Source organism: Bacillus sp. JK62 (genome assembly GCF_053663455.1).
In genome coordinates this window covers 422882-441250 of the sequence record NZ_JBSJQA010000002.1, presented here as the reverse complement: position 1 = coordinate 441250, position 18369 = coordinate 422882, and the positions used below count along the sequence as shown (strand labels likewise).

The 18369-nt window shown below is 45.9% G+C and carries 18 protein-coding genes and 1 pseudogene; all 19 read right to left on the bottom strand.

The window, feature by feature from the left end:
- Nucleotides 1–131 precede the first annotated feature (131 nt).
- The 19 genes and pseudogenes from rpoD to floA all read right to left on the bottom strand — a co-directional run bounded on the left by rpoD (nucleotide 132) and on the right by floA (nucleotide 18361).
- Entirely contained in the window at nucleotides 132–1253 is a 1122-nt protein-coding gene (rpoD, locus tag ACWJJ4_RS07410; protein WP_003152998.1) for an RNA polymerase sigma factor RpoD, read from the bottom strand.
- Nucleotides 1254–1445: 192 nt separating this feature from the next.
- Complete coding sequence (dnaG, locus tag ACWJJ4_RS07405; protein ID WP_003152996.1) at nucleotides 1446–3257, bottom strand: DNA primase; 1812 nt, start codon at nucleotides 3255–3257, stop codon at nucleotides 1446–1448.
- 21 nt (nucleotides 3258–3278) lie between these two features.
- The gene (locus tag ACWJJ4_RS07400) at nucleotides 3279–3785 is read right to left on the bottom strand and encodes a YaiI/YqxD family protein (RefSeq protein ID WP_014418404.1); all 507 of its coding nucleotides are present in this window, start codon (nucleotides 3783–3785) and stop codon (nucleotides 3279–3281) included.
- 255 nt (nucleotides 3786–4040) lie between these two features.
- Complete coding sequence (locus ACWJJ4_RS07395; RefSeq protein ID WP_003152991.1) at nucleotides 4041–4853, bottom strand: pyruvate, water dikinase regulatory protein; 813 nt, start codon at nucleotides 4851–4853, stop codon at nucleotides 4041–4043.
- Nucleotides 4854–4878: 25 nt separating this feature from the next.
- Nucleotides 4879–5517, bottom strand: coding sequence for a transcriptional regulator CcpN (gene ccpN / locus ACWJJ4_RS07390; protein WP_003152989.1), 639 nt, complete (start codon nucleotides 5515–5517; stop codon nucleotides 4879–4881).
- A gap of 100 nt (nucleotides 5518–5617) precedes the next feature.
- The gene (gene glyS / locus ACWJJ4_RS07385; protein ID WP_454021543.1) at nucleotides 5618–7657 is read right to left on the bottom strand and encodes a glycine--tRNA ligase subunit beta; all 2040 of its coding nucleotides are present in this window, start codon (nucleotides 7655–7657) and stop codon (nucleotides 5618–5620) included.
- A complete protein-coding gene (gene glyQ, locus ACWJJ4_RS07380; protein ID WP_003152984.1) occupies nucleotides 7650–8537 on the bottom strand; it encodes a glycine--tRNA ligase subunit alpha in 888 nt (295 codons plus the stop codon). Before glyQ ends, glyS begins: the two co-directional genes overlap by 8 nt.
- A gap of 301 nt (nucleotides 8538–8838) precedes the next feature.
- Nucleotides 8839–9606: a DNA repair protein RecO gene (gene recO / locus ACWJJ4_RS07375; protein ID WP_003152982.1), complete on the bottom strand. Its 768-nt coding sequence runs from the start codon at nucleotides 9604–9606 to the stop codon at nucleotides 8839–8841.
- 36 nt (nucleotides 9607–9642) lie between these two features.
- Nucleotides 9643–9786 (bottom strand): YqzL family protein, encoded by a 144-nt coding sequence (locus tag ACWJJ4_RS07370; protein WP_007408286.1) that lies wholly within the window; start codon nucleotides 9784–9786, stop codon nucleotides 9643–9645.
- A gap of 155 nt (nucleotides 9787–9941) precedes the next feature.
- Nucleotides 9942–10847: a GTPase Era gene (gene era / locus ACWJJ4_RS07365; protein WP_007408285.1), complete on the bottom strand. Its 906-nt coding sequence runs from the start codon at nucleotides 10845–10847 to the stop codon at nucleotides 9942–9944.
- Nucleotides 10828–11238: a cytidine deaminase gene (locus tag ACWJJ4_RS07360; protein WP_003152976.1), complete on the bottom strand. Its 411-nt coding sequence runs from the start codon at nucleotides 11236–11238 to the stop codon at nucleotides 10828–10830. Before ACWJJ4_RS07360 ends, era begins: the two co-directional genes overlap by 20 nt.
- Before the next feature lie 123 nt (nucleotides 11239–11361).
- A complete protein-coding gene (locus tag ACWJJ4_RS07355) occupies nucleotides 11362–11736 on the bottom strand; it encodes a diacylglycerol kinase family protein (RefSeq protein WP_038461537.1) in 375 nt (124 codons plus the stop codon).
- Nucleotides 11717–12190: an rRNA maturation RNase YbeY gene (gene ybeY, locus ACWJJ4_RS07350; RefSeq protein ID WP_003152973.1), complete on the bottom strand. Its 474-nt coding sequence runs from the start codon at nucleotides 12188–12190 to the stop codon at nucleotides 11717–11719. The genes ACWJJ4_RS07355 and ybeY overlap by 20 nt, the downstream gene beginning before the upstream one ends.
- Nucleotides 12191–14323, bottom strand: coding sequence for an HD family phosphohydrolase (locus ACWJJ4_RS07345; protein WP_015387990.1), 2133 nt, complete (start codon nucleotides 14321–14323; stop codon nucleotides 12191–12193). It abuts the gene before it with no gap.
- Between the two features lie 80 nt (nucleotides 14324–14403).
- Nucleotides 14404–15363, bottom strand: coding sequence for a PhoH family protein (locus tag ACWJJ4_RS07340; protein ID WP_003152970.1), 960 nt, complete (start codon nucleotides 15361–15363; stop codon nucleotides 14404–14406).
- Nucleotides 15327–16551: pseudogene (gene yqfD / locus ACWJJ4_RS07335) on the bottom strand (sporulation protein YqfD). The gene ACWJJ4_RS07340 and the pseudogene yqfD overlap by 37 nt, the downstream one beginning before the upstream one ends.
- Before the next feature lie 17 nt (nucleotides 16552–16568).
- Complete coding sequence (yqfC, locus tag ACWJJ4_RS07330) at nucleotides 16569–16850, bottom strand: sporulation protein YqfC (RefSeq protein WP_003152966.1); 282 nt, start codon at nucleotides 16848–16850, stop codon at nucleotides 16569–16571.
- A gap of 56 nt (nucleotides 16851–16906) precedes the next feature.
- Nucleotides 16907–17341, bottom strand: a complete 435-nt coding sequence (locus ACWJJ4_RS07325) for a hypothetical protein (protein WP_070082126.1) — start codon at nucleotides 17339–17341, stop codon at nucleotides 16907–16909.
- 27 nt (nucleotides 17342–17368) lie between these two features.
- Nucleotides 17369–18361: a flotillin-like protein FloA gene (floA, locus tag ACWJJ4_RS07320; protein WP_003152961.1), complete on the bottom strand. Its 993-nt coding sequence runs from the start codon at nucleotides 18359–18361 to the stop codon at nucleotides 17369–17371.
- Between the last annotated feature and the right edge of the window lie 8 nt (nucleotides 18362–18369).

Below are 18369 nucleotides of genomic sequence, written 5' to 3'. Positions count from 1 at the left end.
TCCCCCTCCCAGGACATGCCGCATTTTTTCCGAACTCATTTGCAAAACATATGCTTATCCAGTAAAATAAAGGTATATTATCCATATATCTTATACACAAAAAAGAACGGATCAAAAAGACCCGTTCCATTCTATTCGAGAAAATCCTTCAGACGTTTGCTTCTGCTCGGATGTCTCAATTTGCGAAGCGCTTTTGCTTCAATTTGGCGAATACGCTCTCTCGTTACTCCAAACACTTTGCCGACTTCTTCCAAAGTTCTTGTGCGTCCGTCATCCAGACCGAAACGGAGACGCAGCACGTTTTCTTCACGATCTGTCAACGTATCCAGCACATCTTCCAGCTGTTCTTTTAATAGCTCATATGCCGCATGATCCGACGGAGATGTCGCTTCCTGGTCTTCGATAAAATCACCGAGATGTGAGTCGTCTTCTTCACCGATCGGCGTTTCTAAAGAAACTGGCTCTTGAGCAATTTTTAATATTTCACGGACTTTTTCAGGCGTAAGATCCATGTCTTCAGCAATCTCTTCCGGTGTGGGCTCTCTGCCAAGATCCTGAAGAAGCTGACGCTGCACCCGGATTAATTTGTTGATGGTTTCCACCATATGAACCGGGATACGGATTGTTCTCGCCTGGTCAGCGATGGCGCGTGTAATCGCCTGTCTGATCCACCAAGTCGCATACGTACTGAATTTATATCCTTTACGGTAGTCAAACTTCTCGACGGCTTTCATGAGACCCATGTTTCCTTCTTGGATCAAGTCTAAGAAAAGCATGCCGCGGCCGACATACCGTTTAGCAATGCTGACAACTAAACGAAGGTTTGCTTCAGCCAGTCTGCGTTTAGATTCCTCGTCACCCTCTTCAATTTTTTGAGCGTAGGTGATTTCTTCTTTAGCAGAAAGAAGATTTACCCGTCCGATTTCCTTAAGGTACATGCGGACTGGATCATTGATCTTTACGCCAGGCGGTACGCTGAGGTCATTAAGGTCAAATTCTTCTTCGGCTTTGGCAAGCTGTTGAATATTAGGATCTTCCGTTTCTTCATTTTCACTAATTAATTCAACACCTTGTTCTCCTAAAAATTCATAATACTCATCCATTTGGTCTGATTCAATTTCAAAGCTGGACATGCGTTCAGCAATTTCTTCATATGTTAAAACGCCACGTTTTTTTCCAGTTTCAGTAAGCTGCTCTTTTACCTGGTCTAATGTAAGTTCTGTTTCTGTTTCGTGGGTTTGTTTATCAGCCATTATGGATCCCTCCTTCCAAAGCTTGCAACGAATTCTAAAAGCGGTATGTTTCTTATCCGACCCGGAAGCCTTCTCTCTTTTTCAGCATGCAGGGCTGCGGATAATAAATGACAATTCATGATGAGGTTAAGCGATCTATTTGCTCCTCCGCAAGGAATCATTGCCAATCAGAACGCAAGCCTCTTTTTGGTGTTACTTTAATGATCGGTTCAATGCAACAATTTCTTGAGCCAGAGACGCAGCTTTCACGAAGTCTTTCTGCCTCTCCGCATCCGCTCTTTCTGCTTCTTTTTCCTTTATCATTGACCATTTTCGGTGATCCAACACTTTTTTTACGTAATCGGATAACTCGGCCTCTGAGAGCTCCTCGTTTACTTGGAGCATCCCTATATCTGAAAGCAGCTGGCTGATTTCCTCATCCTGCATTCTCGCCATAAGATGCTGCGGCGTCATGTCAGCACCCTCTTCATAAACAGCGTACAGGTATGCTGCCAGCGCACGATGTCCGTCAATGTTAAATTCAAAGCCGACACGCTCAATCACTTTCTTTATGACGTTTCGGTCTCTCAGCATATGAGCGAGCAGAAGTCTTTCCGCGTTCTCATAGGCGGGACGGAGACGGCGCCGTTTCGCTTTTGTCGTCACCCGGGCCCGTCTTGTCTGCGGTTCGGCGTTTTTGTCGCCGGGGGCGTTTTGTCTGGCGTAGATGGAAAGCTGTTCCGTCAAAGATTCTACCGAAAGAGAAAATTCAGAGGCGAGCTGCTTCACATACATTTCCTGCTCAAGCGACCCGGAAAGAGCGCTGATTTCTTTCAGCACTTCTTTCATGTAAGCGAGCCGGTCTCCTTCGTCAGATAAGTTTTTCCCTTTGCGGAAATATTGCATTTTAAAAGCCATGACCGTAACGCTTGCATCAATGATATCGGTCCGGAATTTTTCTCCGCCCCGGGTTCTGATATAATCATCAGGATCAAGCCCGTCAGGCAGCATGCTTACTCTTACCTTACAATCAGCTTTCTGGAGCAGGCCGGCCGCTTTCAGCGTAGCTTCGTACCCGGCTTTATCCGAATCGTAGCAGAGAATGACCTCCTGAACATTTCTTCTGAGGATTTTCACATGCTCTTCGGTGAGCGACGTCCCCATTGTGGCGATACTTTCTTTTACGCCTGAGCTGACGGCGGATATGACGTCAGCGAAGCCTTCAAACAGAACGGCTCTCTCCTCTTTCCTGATCGGCAGGCGCGCCTTATGAAAGTTATACAGCAGCTTAGATTTATGAAACAGCGGCGTTTCCGGGCTGTTCATATACTTCGGCTGCTGGCTTCCGAGCGCCCTTCCTGAAAAAGCCGCCACGGCTCCGTGGTGATCATGAATGGGAAACATAATTCTGTTTCTGAAACGGTCAAAATACCCGCTGCCGTCTTCCCTTCTGATCAGCAGACCCGCTTTTTCCATCATTTCTTCCTCAAAACCGCGCTTTTTCAAGAATTTCGTCATGAAATCCCAGGAATCCAGCGCGTAGCCGATTTCAAACTCATCTATGAGCTCTTTCGTAAAACCCCTTGATAAAAGGTAATCTAACGCTTCCTGGCCTTCCTTTGTATTTATTAGCAAATGATGGTAAAATTTCTTCAGAAGCTCGTGGGCTTCCGCCATCTTCTGCTCTCCGGAAGATTCAGGCCTGGATGCAGAGTGAATCGTTATATCATCAGGGAAATCAATCTGATATTTATCCGCAAGGTGAGAAACAGCTTCCGTAAATGAATAGCCTTCCATCTGCCGTAAGAAAGAGAAAACGTTCCCGCCCGCTCCGCATCCGAAGCAATGAAAGATCTGCTTATCGCTGGAGACGGAAAACGAGGGCGTGTTTTCCCCGTGAAACGGACAGAGCCCAAAGTAGTTGCGGCCTTGCTTTTTCAATTGGACATAATCACCTATGACTTCAACAATGTCTGCTGACTGCTGCACCTGATTAACTACTTCATCTGGTATGCGGTTTCCCATCTTATAACACTCCGTCGTACATTATTCGATGTTTTGATTTGAAATCCCTTCATCATTCGACAGGATTTTTTTAAGCAGGGTAACAAATCGATTCCGATCTTCTTTATTTAATTTTTTAGGTCCTTTGGAATGAATGCCGCTTCTTCTCATTTTGCCTGACATATGACGGCTCATCAGAGCGAAGTCAATCGTGTCTTCAGTATAAGAACGGCCCCTTTCCGATAAGACGGCAATATTTCTGTTCAGCAAAAGAGATGCTAAACCAATATCCTGCGTGACTACGACGTCTCCCGATCTCACATGGTTTGCGATATATAAATCTGCCGCTTCTTTATGAGGATCAACGTATACCCAGTTCTCGTCTTTGCTTCTGGAAAGCTGGTAGTGTTCAAATGATGCGACGAAAATAACCCGAACGCTGAATTGCGATGCAATGAGCATTATTTCCTCTTTTACGGGGCATGCGTCTGCATCGACAAAAATCGTCTTTTCTTTTTCATTTAGAAGACTAATTCTCCATCCCTCCATCAATCTCCTGCATAAAAACAAGCGAAATCGCATATGCTCCATGACTGCGGATCTATTTTGAGCTTTGTCGAAAAATTTCCGGGAGTTATTCTTGACATCTTACCCATAATAGTTTATTCGTATCACACGAAGCTTAAACCTAAAAATAAACATTTTATCACAATTTTTTATTATAATACAAACTTCGCGAAGATGCCATCCTTTTTGTTTATTCCCTATTTGCATACCCAAAAACCCAGGATAAAGCGTCCTGAGTTATCGGCCCTTTGTTTTGAGATGATGAATGATGTTCGCTGTTTCTTCGACTGCTTTATTCGAAACGTCAACGACTTGGCAGCCGATCCGGTCCACGATTTTCTCAAAATACTCCAGCTCTTCTTTAATTCTGTTGATATTGGCGTAAATGGCTTTGTCATTTAAGCCGAGAGATTTTAACCGTTCTTTACGTATATGGTTCAGTTTATCAGGGCTGATTTTTAAGCCGATACATTTTTTCGGATCAACGCTGAACAGTTCTTCCGGCGGATCGACCTCAGGAACGATCGGCACATTGGCTACTTTCAGACGCTTATGGGCAAGATATTGTGATAATGGGGTTTTAGACGTTCTGGATACTCCGAGCAGGATGATATCGGCTTTTAAAATGCCTCTTGGATCCCTGCCATCGTCATATTTGACGGCAAACTCGATCGCCTCGACCTTTTTGAAATAATCTTCATCAAGCTGCCGGACGCGGCCGGGCTCATATTTGGCGGTCAGACCGTAAGCCGATTCCATTTTATCGATGAGCGGACCGATAATATCGTAATACAGCACATTCGCTTTTTCCGCTTGTTCAACCAGGTATTTGCGCATTTCAGGAACAACGAGCGTAAAACAAATAATGCCGCCGTCCGCTTTGGCGAGAGACACGACTTCATTAATGGTGCCGATATCTTCCACATAAGGTATTCTTCTGATATGCGTATCATCGGCTGAGCCGTTAAACTGGCTGAGCGAGGCTTTTACAACGAGTTCGGCGGTTTCTCCGACTGAGTCTGATACTACATAAATGATGCGATTGTCCATGTTATCCCCCCGTTAGTTTTCAAGCTTATATGATTTCATTTTCTGATAAACTGACAAGTATCTTAGTCATATTCGTTTTGGTAAACCGGCCGATGACCTCAAAGCCTTTATCCGTATCTTTAATAACGGGCAGGGCATCGATCTGTTTTTCAATTAAATACTTGGCGATGTCCATCACATAATCATCACGCCGGCAGACGGCGATATTCGGCATTCTTGTCATGATAATATGAACCGGTATTGAGGCAAGTTCCTGCTGGCCGATGCTCGCCCGCAGCAAATCTTTGCGTGACAGCACACCGACTAAGACAGCATCACGATCTACGACAAATAACGTGCCGACATCTTCTAAAAACATGGTGCAGATGGCATCGTATACCGAGACATTTTCATTGATGACAACAGGGATCGATTGAAAATCTTTCACTTGCAGCTTTTTCAGTTTATCCGCAAGCAGCTGATTTCCCGTTTTCCCCGTATAAAAATAACCGACCCGCGGACGGGCCTCTAAGAAGCCTGACATGGTGAGTATGGCCAAGTCCGGCCGCAGCGTGGCCCTCGTTAAATTGAGCTGTTCTGCGATATGCTCTCCGGTAATCGGGCCGTTTTCCTTTACAATCTGTAAAATTTGTTCTTGCCGTTTATTTAATTCGATCGTACTCACCACCTTTATGGAAGGGTTTCTTTATCTATGTTTTCATTCTGTGATGTTTATGTAAAAGGGGAAAAGACGATTGCCGATCACACAGCAACCGTCTTTTTCTTTATTTTACAATAAGATGATTCATATTAGCAAAAGACTTGATTACATCTGCAAGAGCGGCCATTTGCGCTAAACGGTTGGTTTTTAATGCTTCATCGTCCGCATTTACCATCGTGTGATTAAAGTAATCTTCGATCGGCTCTTTTAATCCGCTGAGCACGGCAAGCGCCTGTTCATAGTTTTTGGAGGCAAAGCTTTCCGCGACACTGTCTTTTGTTTTTTCATAAGCGTCAAACAGCTTTTTCTCCTGTTCATTTTCAAACAGATCCGGCTTGATATCGCGGCTCTCGCCTTTTTTACTGATGGAGATAACCCGGCCGAGTGATTCAGCCGTTTCTTTAAAGCCGGGTGTGCCGAGGTGCTTCTCAAGCACTCTTGCCTTATGAACGGCTGCATACGGCTCAAGTTCTGTGCTGTCCAGAACGGCTTCAATAACGTCATGACGGATGTCTTCAGCGTTTAAGACGTATTTCAGACGCTGTGTAAAGAAATCAAGGAGCTCATTTTCTTTTTCCGTTTCTGTCAACGACAGCAGTTCTTTAAAAGAAATGCCCCAGTTGCGGTCGATCAGAATGGAAACAATGCCGCTTGCCTGACGGCGCAATCCGTACGGATCCTGAGAACCTGTCGGAATTACGTCAATGCTGAAGAAGGAAGCAATCGTGTCCAGTTTATCAGCTAACGCCACGACCGCGCCGGTAAAGGTTGAAGGCACTTCTCCCCCGGCCGCTCTCGGCATATAGTGCTCATTGACAGCGGCAGCGACGGCTTCATCTTCACCGAGCATGCGCGCATATTTTTCTCCCATCACGCCTTGAAGCTCAGGGAACTCATAGATCATATGTGTAACCAGGTCAAATTTAGAAATCTCTGCGGCGCGCTTCACAAGTTTTTGCGTCTGTTCATCCGCTTTCAGGCGGACGGCAAGTTTGCCCGCAATGGTGACCACTCTTCTCACTTTATCCCCGAGGGAGCCGAGCTCTTCATGGAAAACGATATTTTCCAGTTTCTTCACGTTCTCATCAATGTTCAGCTTTTGGTCTTCTTTGTAGAAGAACGCAGCATCTGAAAGCCTTGCTCTCAGCACTTTCTCGTTTCCGCGGGCAACATTTTCAATTGCATGGCTGTTCCCGTTTCGCACCGTAATAAAATGAGGAAGCAGATTCCCGTTTTCATCTTTTACCGGGAAGTAGCGCTGATGCTCTTTCATTGTTGTCACGAGCACTTCTTCAGGGATAGAAAGAAACTCGGATTCAAAAGATCCGTAAAGCGCCGTCGGATATTCCACCAGATGGTTGACTTCGTTCAGCAGATCCTCATCGACCGGAATATTCCATTTTTTCTTGGCCGCAAGCGCATCCAGCTGGCTTTGGATCATTTGTTTGCGTTCTTTCGGGTCAGCAATGACGCTTTGTTCTTTCAGCAGCTTTTCGTATGATGACGGCGCATCAACAGATACTTCTTGGCCGAGAAAGCGGTGTCCCTGCGTGTTCCGGCCCGTCTCGACATTTGTGATTTCAAACGGAATGACATCTTTTCCAAAGAGGGCGGCAATCCATTTGATCGGACGGATATAACGCAGATCCTGCGTGCCCCAGCGCATGTTTTTCGGAAAATGCATTCCGGCAATCAAATTTTCCAGCTGCGGTAAAAGTGTCTTCGTCTCTTGTCCCGCCTGGAATTTTTGAACGAAGACATATTCCGTGCCGTTTACATCTTTTATATACAGGTCATCCACTCCGGCGCCTTGGCCTTTTGAAAATCCGATAGCGGCTTTTGTCCAGTTTCCGTCAGCATCCAGAGCGATTTTTTTCGCAGGGCCTTTTGCTTCTTCCTGAATATCAGCCTGTTTTTCTGCTACGTCTTTTATATATACTGCCAGACGTCTCGGCGTATTAAAAAGTTTCACTTCGCCGTGGGCGATATTTTTTTCAGCAAGCCAGCCGGTCAGCTTTTCACCGAGCTGCACCATGCTGTCATGTAAAAACCGCGCCGGCATTTCCTCGAGTCCGATCTCTAAAAGCAAGTCTTGTTTACTCATGGGAAGAGCCCTCCTCTTTAAGCATTGGGAACCCTAATTTTTCCCGTTCTTCATAATACGTTTTTGCCACTTTTCTCGCTAAGTTGCGGACACGGCCGATATAACCCGTCCGCTCTGTCACCGAGATCGCGCCTTTTGCATCAAGCAGATTAAATGTGTGAGAGCATTTCAGCACATAATCATAGGCCGGATGCACAAGCCCGTTATCCATTTGTCTGATCGCTTCTTTTTCATAGGTGCTGAACAAATGGAAAAGCATATCCACGTCAGATGTTTCAAAAGTATAAACGGAATGCTCGTATTCAGCCATCATAAATAAATCTTTCACAGTAAATCCTGACGTCCATTCAAGATCAAAGACGTTTTCTTTATCCTGAATATATGACGCGAGACGTTCAATACCATATGTGATCTCAACGGACACCGGTTTACATTCAATTCCGCCCACCTGCTGGAAGTATGTAAACTGAGTAATTTCCATCCCGTCAAGCCATACTTCCCAGCCGAGACCTGCACAGCCTAAAGACGGGTTTTCCCAGTTGTCTTCTACGAAACGGATATCATGTTCAAGCGGGTCAATGCCGAGCGCACGCAATGAATCAAGGTAAAGCTCTTGAATGTTATCAGGCGACGGCTTGATAATGACTTGAAATTGGTGATGCTGATAGAGCCTGTTCGGGTTTTCACCGTACCGTCCGTCCGCAGGCCGTCTGGACGGCTCAACGTAAGCCACTCTCCACGGCTCCGGCCCGATGCTTCGTAAAAATGTATACGGACTCATTGTGCCTGCGCCTTTCTCCACATCATACGACTGCATGAGCACACAGCCTTCATTCGACCAGTGCTTCTGCAAGGTTAAAATCATATCTTGAATGTTCATTTCAAGCACCTCCACTTTCTCCATTCTTTTACAAGTGCGGCGGCAACCAAAAAACTCCCGTCTCTATGCTTGCCGGCCGCAAACATAGGGACGAGAGTTCTCCCGCGGTTCCACCCTAGTTGCTGAGGATGTGAATCACTCAGCCTCTTTTTAAAGGGTTGCTCGAGAATGCCTTTCGTTGCGCGCTCATCCTTAGCTTACACTGTCCTAAGGTCGCTTGTATGAGTTGGACGCAAGTACTTCTTTCTGTCACTGCAACATATTTTATAATAAATGATCATATAAAAAGATGGGCAGAATGTCAACTTTTGTTTTCATCCAAAAGGTTCTTCATGCTTTCCATCTGGTCTAAAAACCGTTTTGACTTTAAATAAAGTCCTGAATATTCCTCGTAATACAGATCAATGACCTGTTTAATTTCGTTTTTGGTTTCCTGTTTTAACGAGACGCTGCCGAGCCTTCCGATATCAAAGTAATAAAAAAGCCTTAGCAGCCTTGCCGTTTGCGGCGAAATCGGAACTCTGTACGGATCCTTTTCAAAGCAGCGGTGGCAGATAAAACCGTTATCTCTTATCGAAAAATGAAACGTCCCTTCCCCGCTTTTGCAGTGGACACAATGATTCAGCTCCGGATACAGCCCCATGACGCCGAGCATTTTCATCTGCACGATGAAGGTGATCACGTCCGGGTCAGTCCCGTCATTCAGCCTCTTAAAGGATTCGAGAATCAATTCGAATAAATAGGGGTTCGGTTTCTTCTCTTCCGTTCCTTTGTCAGTGAGTTCAGCGATAAAAGCGGCATACGCCGTCAAAAATAAATCTTCTCTGATCGTTCTCATGCTGAGAATCATTTCACCCTGCTGGAGCGTGCCGAGTCCGGATGTTCTTTGCATTAAAAATGACCCGTACAAAAACGGCTGGCTGACTGCTGACAGCCGGCTGGCTGACTTCCTGGCGCCCCTTGCCATGACGCCGATTTTGCCGTGTTCCCTCGTCAGCAATGTCACGATTTTATTCGTCTCCCCGTAGTCATTCGTACGGAGCACGATTCCTTCACATTTAGTCAGCATTTCCGCACCTTCCAACAACGGGAGGGGCCAAGAGGTTTACAAAATTGGAAAATCAATTCGGGCTAGCTCATCTTCCGGTTCTTCGGGTCTTTCCAGGTTCTCTTTTTCCAGTTCTTTAAAAAGAAGGTACGTATCAACACTTCCTGTTTGAGAAAATACGTTCCAGGTAAAATTCAACACAAAAAACCCACCTTTCATCATTAAACTAGCTTGCCAATCCAAATTCTTACCCTTATCTTGACCTGATGTCCTCCTTTTCATGTTAAACAAATTTTGCTAACGAATCCCTGTTTATGTGAGGTAATCCCACACATCAGGCATGCGCCTTAGATGAATTAATATTCATCCTCTTTGAAGCCGAAATCACGCAGCTGAGACATTTTATTCCGCCAGTCCTTCTGCACTTTCACCCATAATTCGAGGTAAACGCGCGAACCCAGCAGCGCTTCAATATCAGCCCGCGCTCTTTTGCCGACTTCTTTCAGAAGCGCTCCTTTTTTCCCGATGACGATCCCTTTTTGAGAATCCCGCTCAACCACAATGGTGGCGGCGACATGGACGGAGCCGTTCTCCTGCCCTTTAATGGACTCGATAGCGACAGCGATGCTGTGCGGCACTTCTTCCCTTGTCAGATGGAGCACCTTTTCCCTGATCAGTTCAGAAATAATGAACCGCTCGGGATGGTCAGTCACCTGATCGCTCGGATAGAACTGAGGCCCTTCCGGTAAATACGCTTCAATCTGCGCGAGAAGGGTTTCGACGTTGTTCCCTTCCAAAGCTGAGATCGGCACGATTTCTTTAAACGGATAGCGCGTACGGTACTCATCAATTAAAAGAAGCAGCTGGTCGGGGTGGATCTTATCAATTTTGTTTACGATCAGAAAGACCGGCGTGGACGTCTGTCCGAGCTTTTCAATGATAAACTCGTCGCCCTTTCCGTACCCTTCTTCGGCGTTAATCATAAATAACACCAAGTCAACTTCTTTCAGCGTATTCTGCGCCACTTTCATCATAAAGTCGCCAAGCTTGTGCTTCGGTTTGTGAATGCCCGGTGTATCAATAAAAATAGTCTGCGACGTGCCGGTTGTCAGCACCCCTTGGACTTTATTTCTTGTCGTCTGGGGTTTGTCGCTCATGATGGCGATCTTTTGACCGATGACCCTGTTTAAAAAGGTAGACTTTCCTACGTTCGGTCTTCCGATGATAGATACAAATCCTGATTTAAAGCTTTCGTTCGTCATGTAAATCCTCCGATGAAAATGCGCCCGGCAATAATTCTTCCGCAGTCATTTCTTTTATTTGTCCTTGTAAGTTGGTCAGAATAACAAGCATATCCTTTGAGCACAGCTCGGAAATTACTTGTCTGCAGGCTCCGCACGGCGAAACCGGTCCCGGAGTATCCGCAGCCACGGCGAGCATCGCAAATTCCGTATCCCCCTCGGAAACAGCTTTGAATATCGCCGTGCGTTCAGCACAGTTGCACATGCTGTATGCCGCATTTTCAATGTTGCAGCCTCTGTACACTTTTCCGTCTTTGGTAAGAAGAGCGGCTCCCACTCTGAAATTTGAATACGGCACATACGCTGTGTCCCGTGCTTTTAATGCTTCTGCAATCAATTCTTGTCTGTTCATGTGTACTTAATTCCTCTCTTACCTTTATCCTGTATGATACCGCTGTCACTTTTATTTTACATAATTATGATCGATTTTTCACGCCCATTTTTGGCAATGTAAAATAATTGTAAGAATCTTCTGCTAACATATCTTCGGCAGGAAGATGAGTAAACCAATGATACACGATATCACGGCAAAGACGCAAACGGCTCCGGCGGCCGCGTCCTTTGCCGCTTTTGCGAGCGGGTGATACTGATCGGTAACTAAATCCACAACATGCTCTATCGCCGTATTTAAAAGCTCCAAAGCAAGCATCCCTCCGATCAGCACCAAAACAACGGCCCATTCGGCTGTGCTCAGCCCGGTGAGAAAACCGCAAACGATAACGGCGCAGGCCGCGGTAATATGAAATTGAAAATTCCGCTCTGCCCGCGCCGTTTTCCAGATTCCCCTCCATGCATGGACAAAGCTCTTCAGGAACCTGCTCCACTCGTTTTTATGATCTCGTGAGTCCATACTCATCCAGCAAATCCTTTTGCTTTGAAAACATTTCTTCCTCTTCTTCTTTTGTCATGTGATCATAGCCAAGCAAATGCAAAAAGCCGTGCACGGCCAGAAAACCGAGCTCTCTCATAAACGAATGGCCGTACTCTTCCGCCTGCTCTTTCGTTCTGTCTGCGCTGATGATAATATCTCCTAAAACAGGCGGCATGTCGGCGCCTACGATTTCAACCTCGTCTTCGCCTTCTTCTTCAAGCGCAAATGAAATGACGTCAGTCGGAGTGTCTTTTCCCCGGTAGTCTCTGTTGATTTCTCTGATTTCTTCATTTGTCACAATCGTGACCGATACTTCAGCCTGATCCTGAACGCCTTCTTTTTCCGCCGCGAATTGGAGCAGCTTCTCCACTTCTTGGAGCGCATCAGCTGAGACGCTGTTCGTTTCATCAACAATATCTATGAGTAAACCCATTTATTTCACCTTCTTCGTAGCCTCCGGATATTCAATCCGGGAGTGGAAAATTCCTTTTAAAGTCGCACATAGTGTTTTTGCGATCGTATCCAGTTCTCGGAACGTGAGATCACATTCTGAGAATTGTCCGTCCTGAAGCTTATCGGATATAATTCCCCGCACCAGTTTTTCGATCCGCTCAGGATTGGGATTATGCATGGAACGGACGGCGGCTTCAACGCTGTCGGCCACTGAGATAATAGCCGCTTCTTTCGATTGCGGCTTCGGCCCCGGGTAGCGGAACTCTTTCTCTGTAATCTGGTCGCCCTTTTCTTTCGCTTTATAATAAAAGAATTTTAAAAGGGACGTTCCGTGATGCTGCTCCGCGATATCCACAAGCTCTTTCGGAAACTTATAGCTTCTGAGCATATTCGCACCGTCTGTCGTATGTGCGATAATGATATTTTTGCTGAGCTGCGGAGACAGCTTGTCATGCGGATTATCCATATTCATCTGATTTTCAATAAAATATTGCGGACGTTTCGTTTTGCCGAGATCGTGATAATACGCTCCGACCCGTGCCAAAAGACCGTTTGCCCCTACGGCTTCACAAGCCGCTTCCGACAGATTTGCCACCATGACGCTGTGATGATATGTACCGGGTGTTTCCGTTAAAATCTTTCGAAGCAGGGGATGATTCGGATTAGACAGTTCAATCAGCCTCATCGTTGAAAGAATGCCGAATCCCGTCTCAAAAAACGGCATCAGACCGATAATTAAAACGGATGAAGCAAGTCCCGAGACGACCCCCATCAGCATCAGCGTTCCGATTTCAACAGGTGACAGCGCCGTATTTTGTATTAATAAAAGCGACAGCACGATAATCATATTAATAAATGAGACGAACAGTCCCGCCTGCAATATTTTTGATCTCGCATTGTGTTTCCCCAAAAACAGAATGCCTGAAATGCTGCTGATTAAATAGTAAATGCCGATGACGTAATTAAATGTTCCCGTCACACCCTGATTAAACATCATACTGCCGCAGATCGCCAGAATGATGCTTCCTAAAATGGCGAGCCTTTCATTGAGCAGCAGCCTGATTAAAATCGCGCCGGCGGCGATCGGCACAAGATAGCCGATATTGGTGTATTCAATCTTCTGAAAGAGACTGACGACTTCCATAATGACGAGAATAAGCGTTGTAATGATAGAAAACAGCAAAAGAGATTTATTTTTCAGCTTAAGCTCCTGCTGCTGTTTCTCAAAATAGTAGACAAGCGTGGCAATAAACAGCCCGATCATCAGAAGCAGACCGCTGATCGGTTTTAACAGGTTGGAATTATTCAAAAGCCCCGTCAGTTCAAGCTTCCTGTATACTTCCCGGTCGATCAGATCATTCTCTTCCACGAGAACCTGTCCCTGTTTGATCTGTACCGGCTGGACGCTGTCTGACGCTTCCTGGCGTTTTTCATCCGTCGCTTTCGGATCAAATACGTAATTCGGGATGACCGCGTATTTTCCGATTTCAGTCGCAGCCGCTAAATATTTTGACGGCACAGAAGCGCTTTTGAGCTCTTTTGCGACCTTATCCTTCGCTTCGGCAAGCTTTTCAGAAGGAATTTCACTGCTCATCACCGTATTCACCGCGGTAATGACGGAATCCCTCACAAATGAGAAATCTTCATTGTTTGCATGGAGAAGCGATTTAATGGCATCTTCCGAGACGGATTCATTGACATCCTGTGTCAGCTTGTTTTTCACCGATTTGACCAGTGATTTTTCCGAAGGTGACTTTTTGTCTTTTTCCGCATCTTTTTTCACTTCGCCGATGCTGTCAAAAATGGAAGTGATCAGGTCAAGCCGGTTGTCGGTATAGCCTTTTTTTAGAGTGTATTGATCTTCCACCGCATCTTCGGCCGCCTGTTTTTTCGATTCCGTCGCCTGCTGATCTTCCACTGTGGCGGGCGCGTAAATCGTCTTATCACTGACTGAAAACAAATCCAAATTAAGTGATTCAGGTTTTACATGAATAAAGAGCAAACCAAACATGATCGCTGAAAGCAGCAGGTACAGCAGCACATGGGCTGAGCGGGCATGTCTGAAACTGCGGAACCGTTCCCGGGCGCTTTTGCCCTTTCCCTTCTTTTTCAAAACAAGAACCTCCTCCCTGAAACATCAGGAACACATCATATAAAAATGACCCGATAACGGGAGATCGGGTCATTTTCGCATTACTTTTGCTTATCATAAGCTTCAATAATTTTTGCAACAAGCGGATGCCTGACCACATCTGTCTGGTCAAGTTCAATCACGGAGATGCCGTTTATGTCCTTCAGCATATCCTTCGCTACTGCAAGTCCCGATGTGACGCCTTTCGGCAGGTCAATTTGGCTTACGTCGCCCGTAATGATCATTTTAGAGCCAAAACCCAATCTCGTCAAAAACATTTTCATTTGAGCGGGAGTGGTATTCTGGGCTTCATCAAGAATCACATACGCGTCGTCAAGCGTCCGCCCTCTCATATAGGCAAGCGGGGCGATTTCAATAACCCCTCTTTCCATAAGACGCTCCGTATGGTCGCTTCCGAGCACATCATGGAGCGCGTCATACAGCGGGCGCAGATAAGGATCTACTTTTTCCTTTAAATCTCCGGGCAGAAAACCGAGGCTCTCGCCGGCTTCCACAGCGGGTCTTGTTAAAATGATTTTTTTAATGTGGCCGTTTTTTAAAGCATGCACCGCTTTTACGACCGCCAAATAAGTTTTGCCGGTTCCCGCCGGCCCGATGCCGAACACCATGTCGTTTTTCTTCATCGCCGCCACATATTCTCTTTGGCCGAGGGTTTTGACACGGATCGGTTTGCCTTTTGCCGTTTTCGTTATTTCCTCTTCATACATGCTTTCAAAATAGTCCAGTTCATCTTTTTTTGCCATTTTCACGGCATACAGCACATCACGTTCCGAAATCTCGATCCCCTTGCGAATTAAAGTAAGGAGCGAGCCTAATAATCTGTCAGCGATCTCAAATGTTTCATCATTCCCGGAAACGTAAATGGTTTCACCGCGTGTGATGAGGCTAATGCCCAGATCCTTCTCCATTAAATGTAAAAAGGCATCTTGGCTGCCGAACAAAGAAAGTGCTTCGTCCGGGCTTTTCAGTTTGTGATTAATCGCAAGTAAATGTTCTGCCATTCTTTAGTCTCCCTGAACAATAGGTGTGGTTTGAACGATATCTTCTATAACTTGGTAGAGAATAATCAACTTTACTTTACCATTCTCAACGGATTGGTGCAAAACTTTTTCACTTTCCACCTCTCCGCTGCCGTTTAATCGCTTTTCTACATCTTGTCTTCCCATTTTGATACCGGCCTGAACCGCTTCGCCTTTCGTATAAGTCCGCACGGTTGTTTCACTTTCTCTTGTCTGTTCTTGAACGTAAGACACCGGAAGCTTCATCCCCAGAAATTGAAACGGGTGCTTTTCTTCCTCTGTTTTCGGATGTTTCAGCGGCTCCTCATTAAATTCAAAGCCCCAAAAAGGCACGCCCCATGATCCGAAAGACAGCTTGTGCTTCGTCCTTACTTTACCCGTATATAGCGTAAATGATGTTTCAAGAGGCACGGTTACTTCTGACTTGTACCATGTTTCTCCGTAAATTTCCGCTTTTGAGGCGACTTTCCGGTCTTCATTTCCGATCAGTCCTGAGACGAGAAGCTGTCCTTTGTTAACATGATCGTTCACAAAAGCCATCGGCTGCCCCTTTTGCACGAACATCCTTTTGATGACCGCCTTCTTTTTGGCAACGATATGGCGGGGGCTCACGTACTTTTCTTTTGTCGGTTCGTTTTTTTCGACCACTTTCATATGAAGGGCTGTCCCGTTCAATTCCACACCGACCCACGTAATATTATCAATGCCGTTTGTTAATGATTTTTGGATTTTCTCCGGCGTCATCATTAAAAATTGCAAACGCCCTTTTTTCACACCGATTTCTTCAAGGTGCTTTACCATCTGATGCTCGGTTTCGGGCTTGGCCCCTTTAATATCAATGTCCCAAATCATGTTGGACAAAAGAAACAATATAATGAAAAACATCACAAATCCCGCAGTGAAGCCCAGGTTTAATTTTGATTTGAGAAGCAGAAAGGGAAGACCCTTTCTTTTTGTAAAGCTTGCTTTGCATTCATGTTTTCTGATGACTCTTCTGAAAGCATGTACATCTTGAAGCTGAATCATCAGCAGAACACAGTCTTGCTTTTTTTTCACCGCAAAGATGGCGATTCCGTTTCTCGTGCATTCATTCAGCAGCCGTTCAATCCCTTTTCCTTTGACTTCCATTTGGACTTTACCCGAAAAAAATGACAGCCATTTGTTTTTCACATTATTTCCCCCCGGCTTTATGAATCGACATATCGTACGTGATCTATCGTGCCTTCCAAAAGGATTTCCTCTGGAAGGATTGCCTTAATGACCAAGTTTTTTCCTGATATGATACATTGCCCCTGCTTGAGCATCAGCCTGACTTCTTCTTCGCTGAACAGCAGGAGGCCTCTGTGATTCTCTATGTAGATATGAAGTCTGCCGACCATCGTAATACGAGGCAGATCCATCATAACGTCCGGGGGAATTTCCAATGCTCTTGTCAGCCATGCCTTTACACGATTCTTTCTTTGCCCCATAAAAAAAGAACCCCCTTTCATCTCATATGTATGATTTGAAAAGGGGTTCTAACACTTTATTTTTTACCGATGTTCCGCATGGTCCGATGCGGTTTTTTTGCACGGGGCGGACCCAAAACCTCACTGAATATAATGCCTTGGACCGCAGTTTCTTTATTTATTTTGAGGGCTGATTTCTTCAGAGATGCGTTTCGTGCGCGTTGAGATGTCAGCTTATGTTCAAGCCCGTTAAACATCTGCTCCGTCTCCGCTAGGCGCTTTTCAGCTTCCCTTCTTTTTTGCTCAAAAGGGTTCTCTTCTGAAACGGCAGGCAATTCTTCCGCTTCCGGCTTATGCTCTTTCTGCGGCTGTTTTTGATCCTGCTTTTTTGCCTGATTTTCGGGACGTGTACCCGGCGGCCGTTTTTCATCTTTGTTTTTCTTGCCGAATATTGCCGATATAATGCCGATGACGGCGGCAATGACGAGCGGATTTGTCAGAATCTCGTGCATATAGCGGCTCCCTCCTTAATAGAGAGGTTATTGTTGGTCTTCATCTTGCTGGTCATTCGTCAGCTTGCCGATAGAATCCCTCATGTCCGTATCCGCGTCGATATTTTTTATGTTCATATAGTCCATGACGCCGATGTTTCCTTCACGCAGCGCTTCTGCCATCGCAAGCGGCACTTCGGCTTCTGCTTCCACGACTTTTGCACGCATTTCTTCTACGCGAGCGCGCATTTCCTGCTCTTGGGCGACCGCCATGGCACGGCGCTCTTCGGCTTTGGCCTGCGCAATGTTTTTGTCTGCTTCTGCCTGATCCGTTTGAAGAATCGCTCCGATGTTTTTGCCGATATCAACGTCGGCAATGTCAATCGAAAGAATTTCAAAGGCGGTGCCTGAATCCAGCCCTTTGCCAAGTACGGTCTGCGAAATCATATCAGGGTTTTCCAGCACTTTTTTATGATTACCCGAGGAACCGATTGTCGAGACAATCCCTTCTCCGACACGGGCGACAACCGTCTCTTCTCCCGCTCCTCCGACAAGGCGCTCGATATTGGCTCTTACGGTGATTCTGGCTTTTGCTTTTACTTCAATTCCGTCCATGGCGACACCCGCGATAAACGGTGTTTCAATGACCTTCGGATTGACGCTCATCTGTACGGCTTCCAATACGTCACGCCCGGCCAGGTCAATGGCTGCGCAGCGTTCAAATGTCAGCTCAATATTGGCGCGCTGTGCCGCAATCAGGGCATTGACCACCCTGTCGACATTACCACCGGCCAGATAATGGCTTTCGAGCTGATTTGTTGTTGCGGATAGGCCGGCTTTGTGTGCTTTAATTAACGGATTGACAACGCGGCTTGGTATGACGCGCCGCAGCCTCATTCCGACCAAAGTAAAAATGCTGATTCTGACTCCTGCCGCAAGCGCCGAAATCCATAGCATCACCGGTACAAAGGTGAAGAATATGGCTAACACGATTATGGCAGCTGCAACTATTGCTAAAATCGCCAAACTTGACAGTTCCATCTAATTCC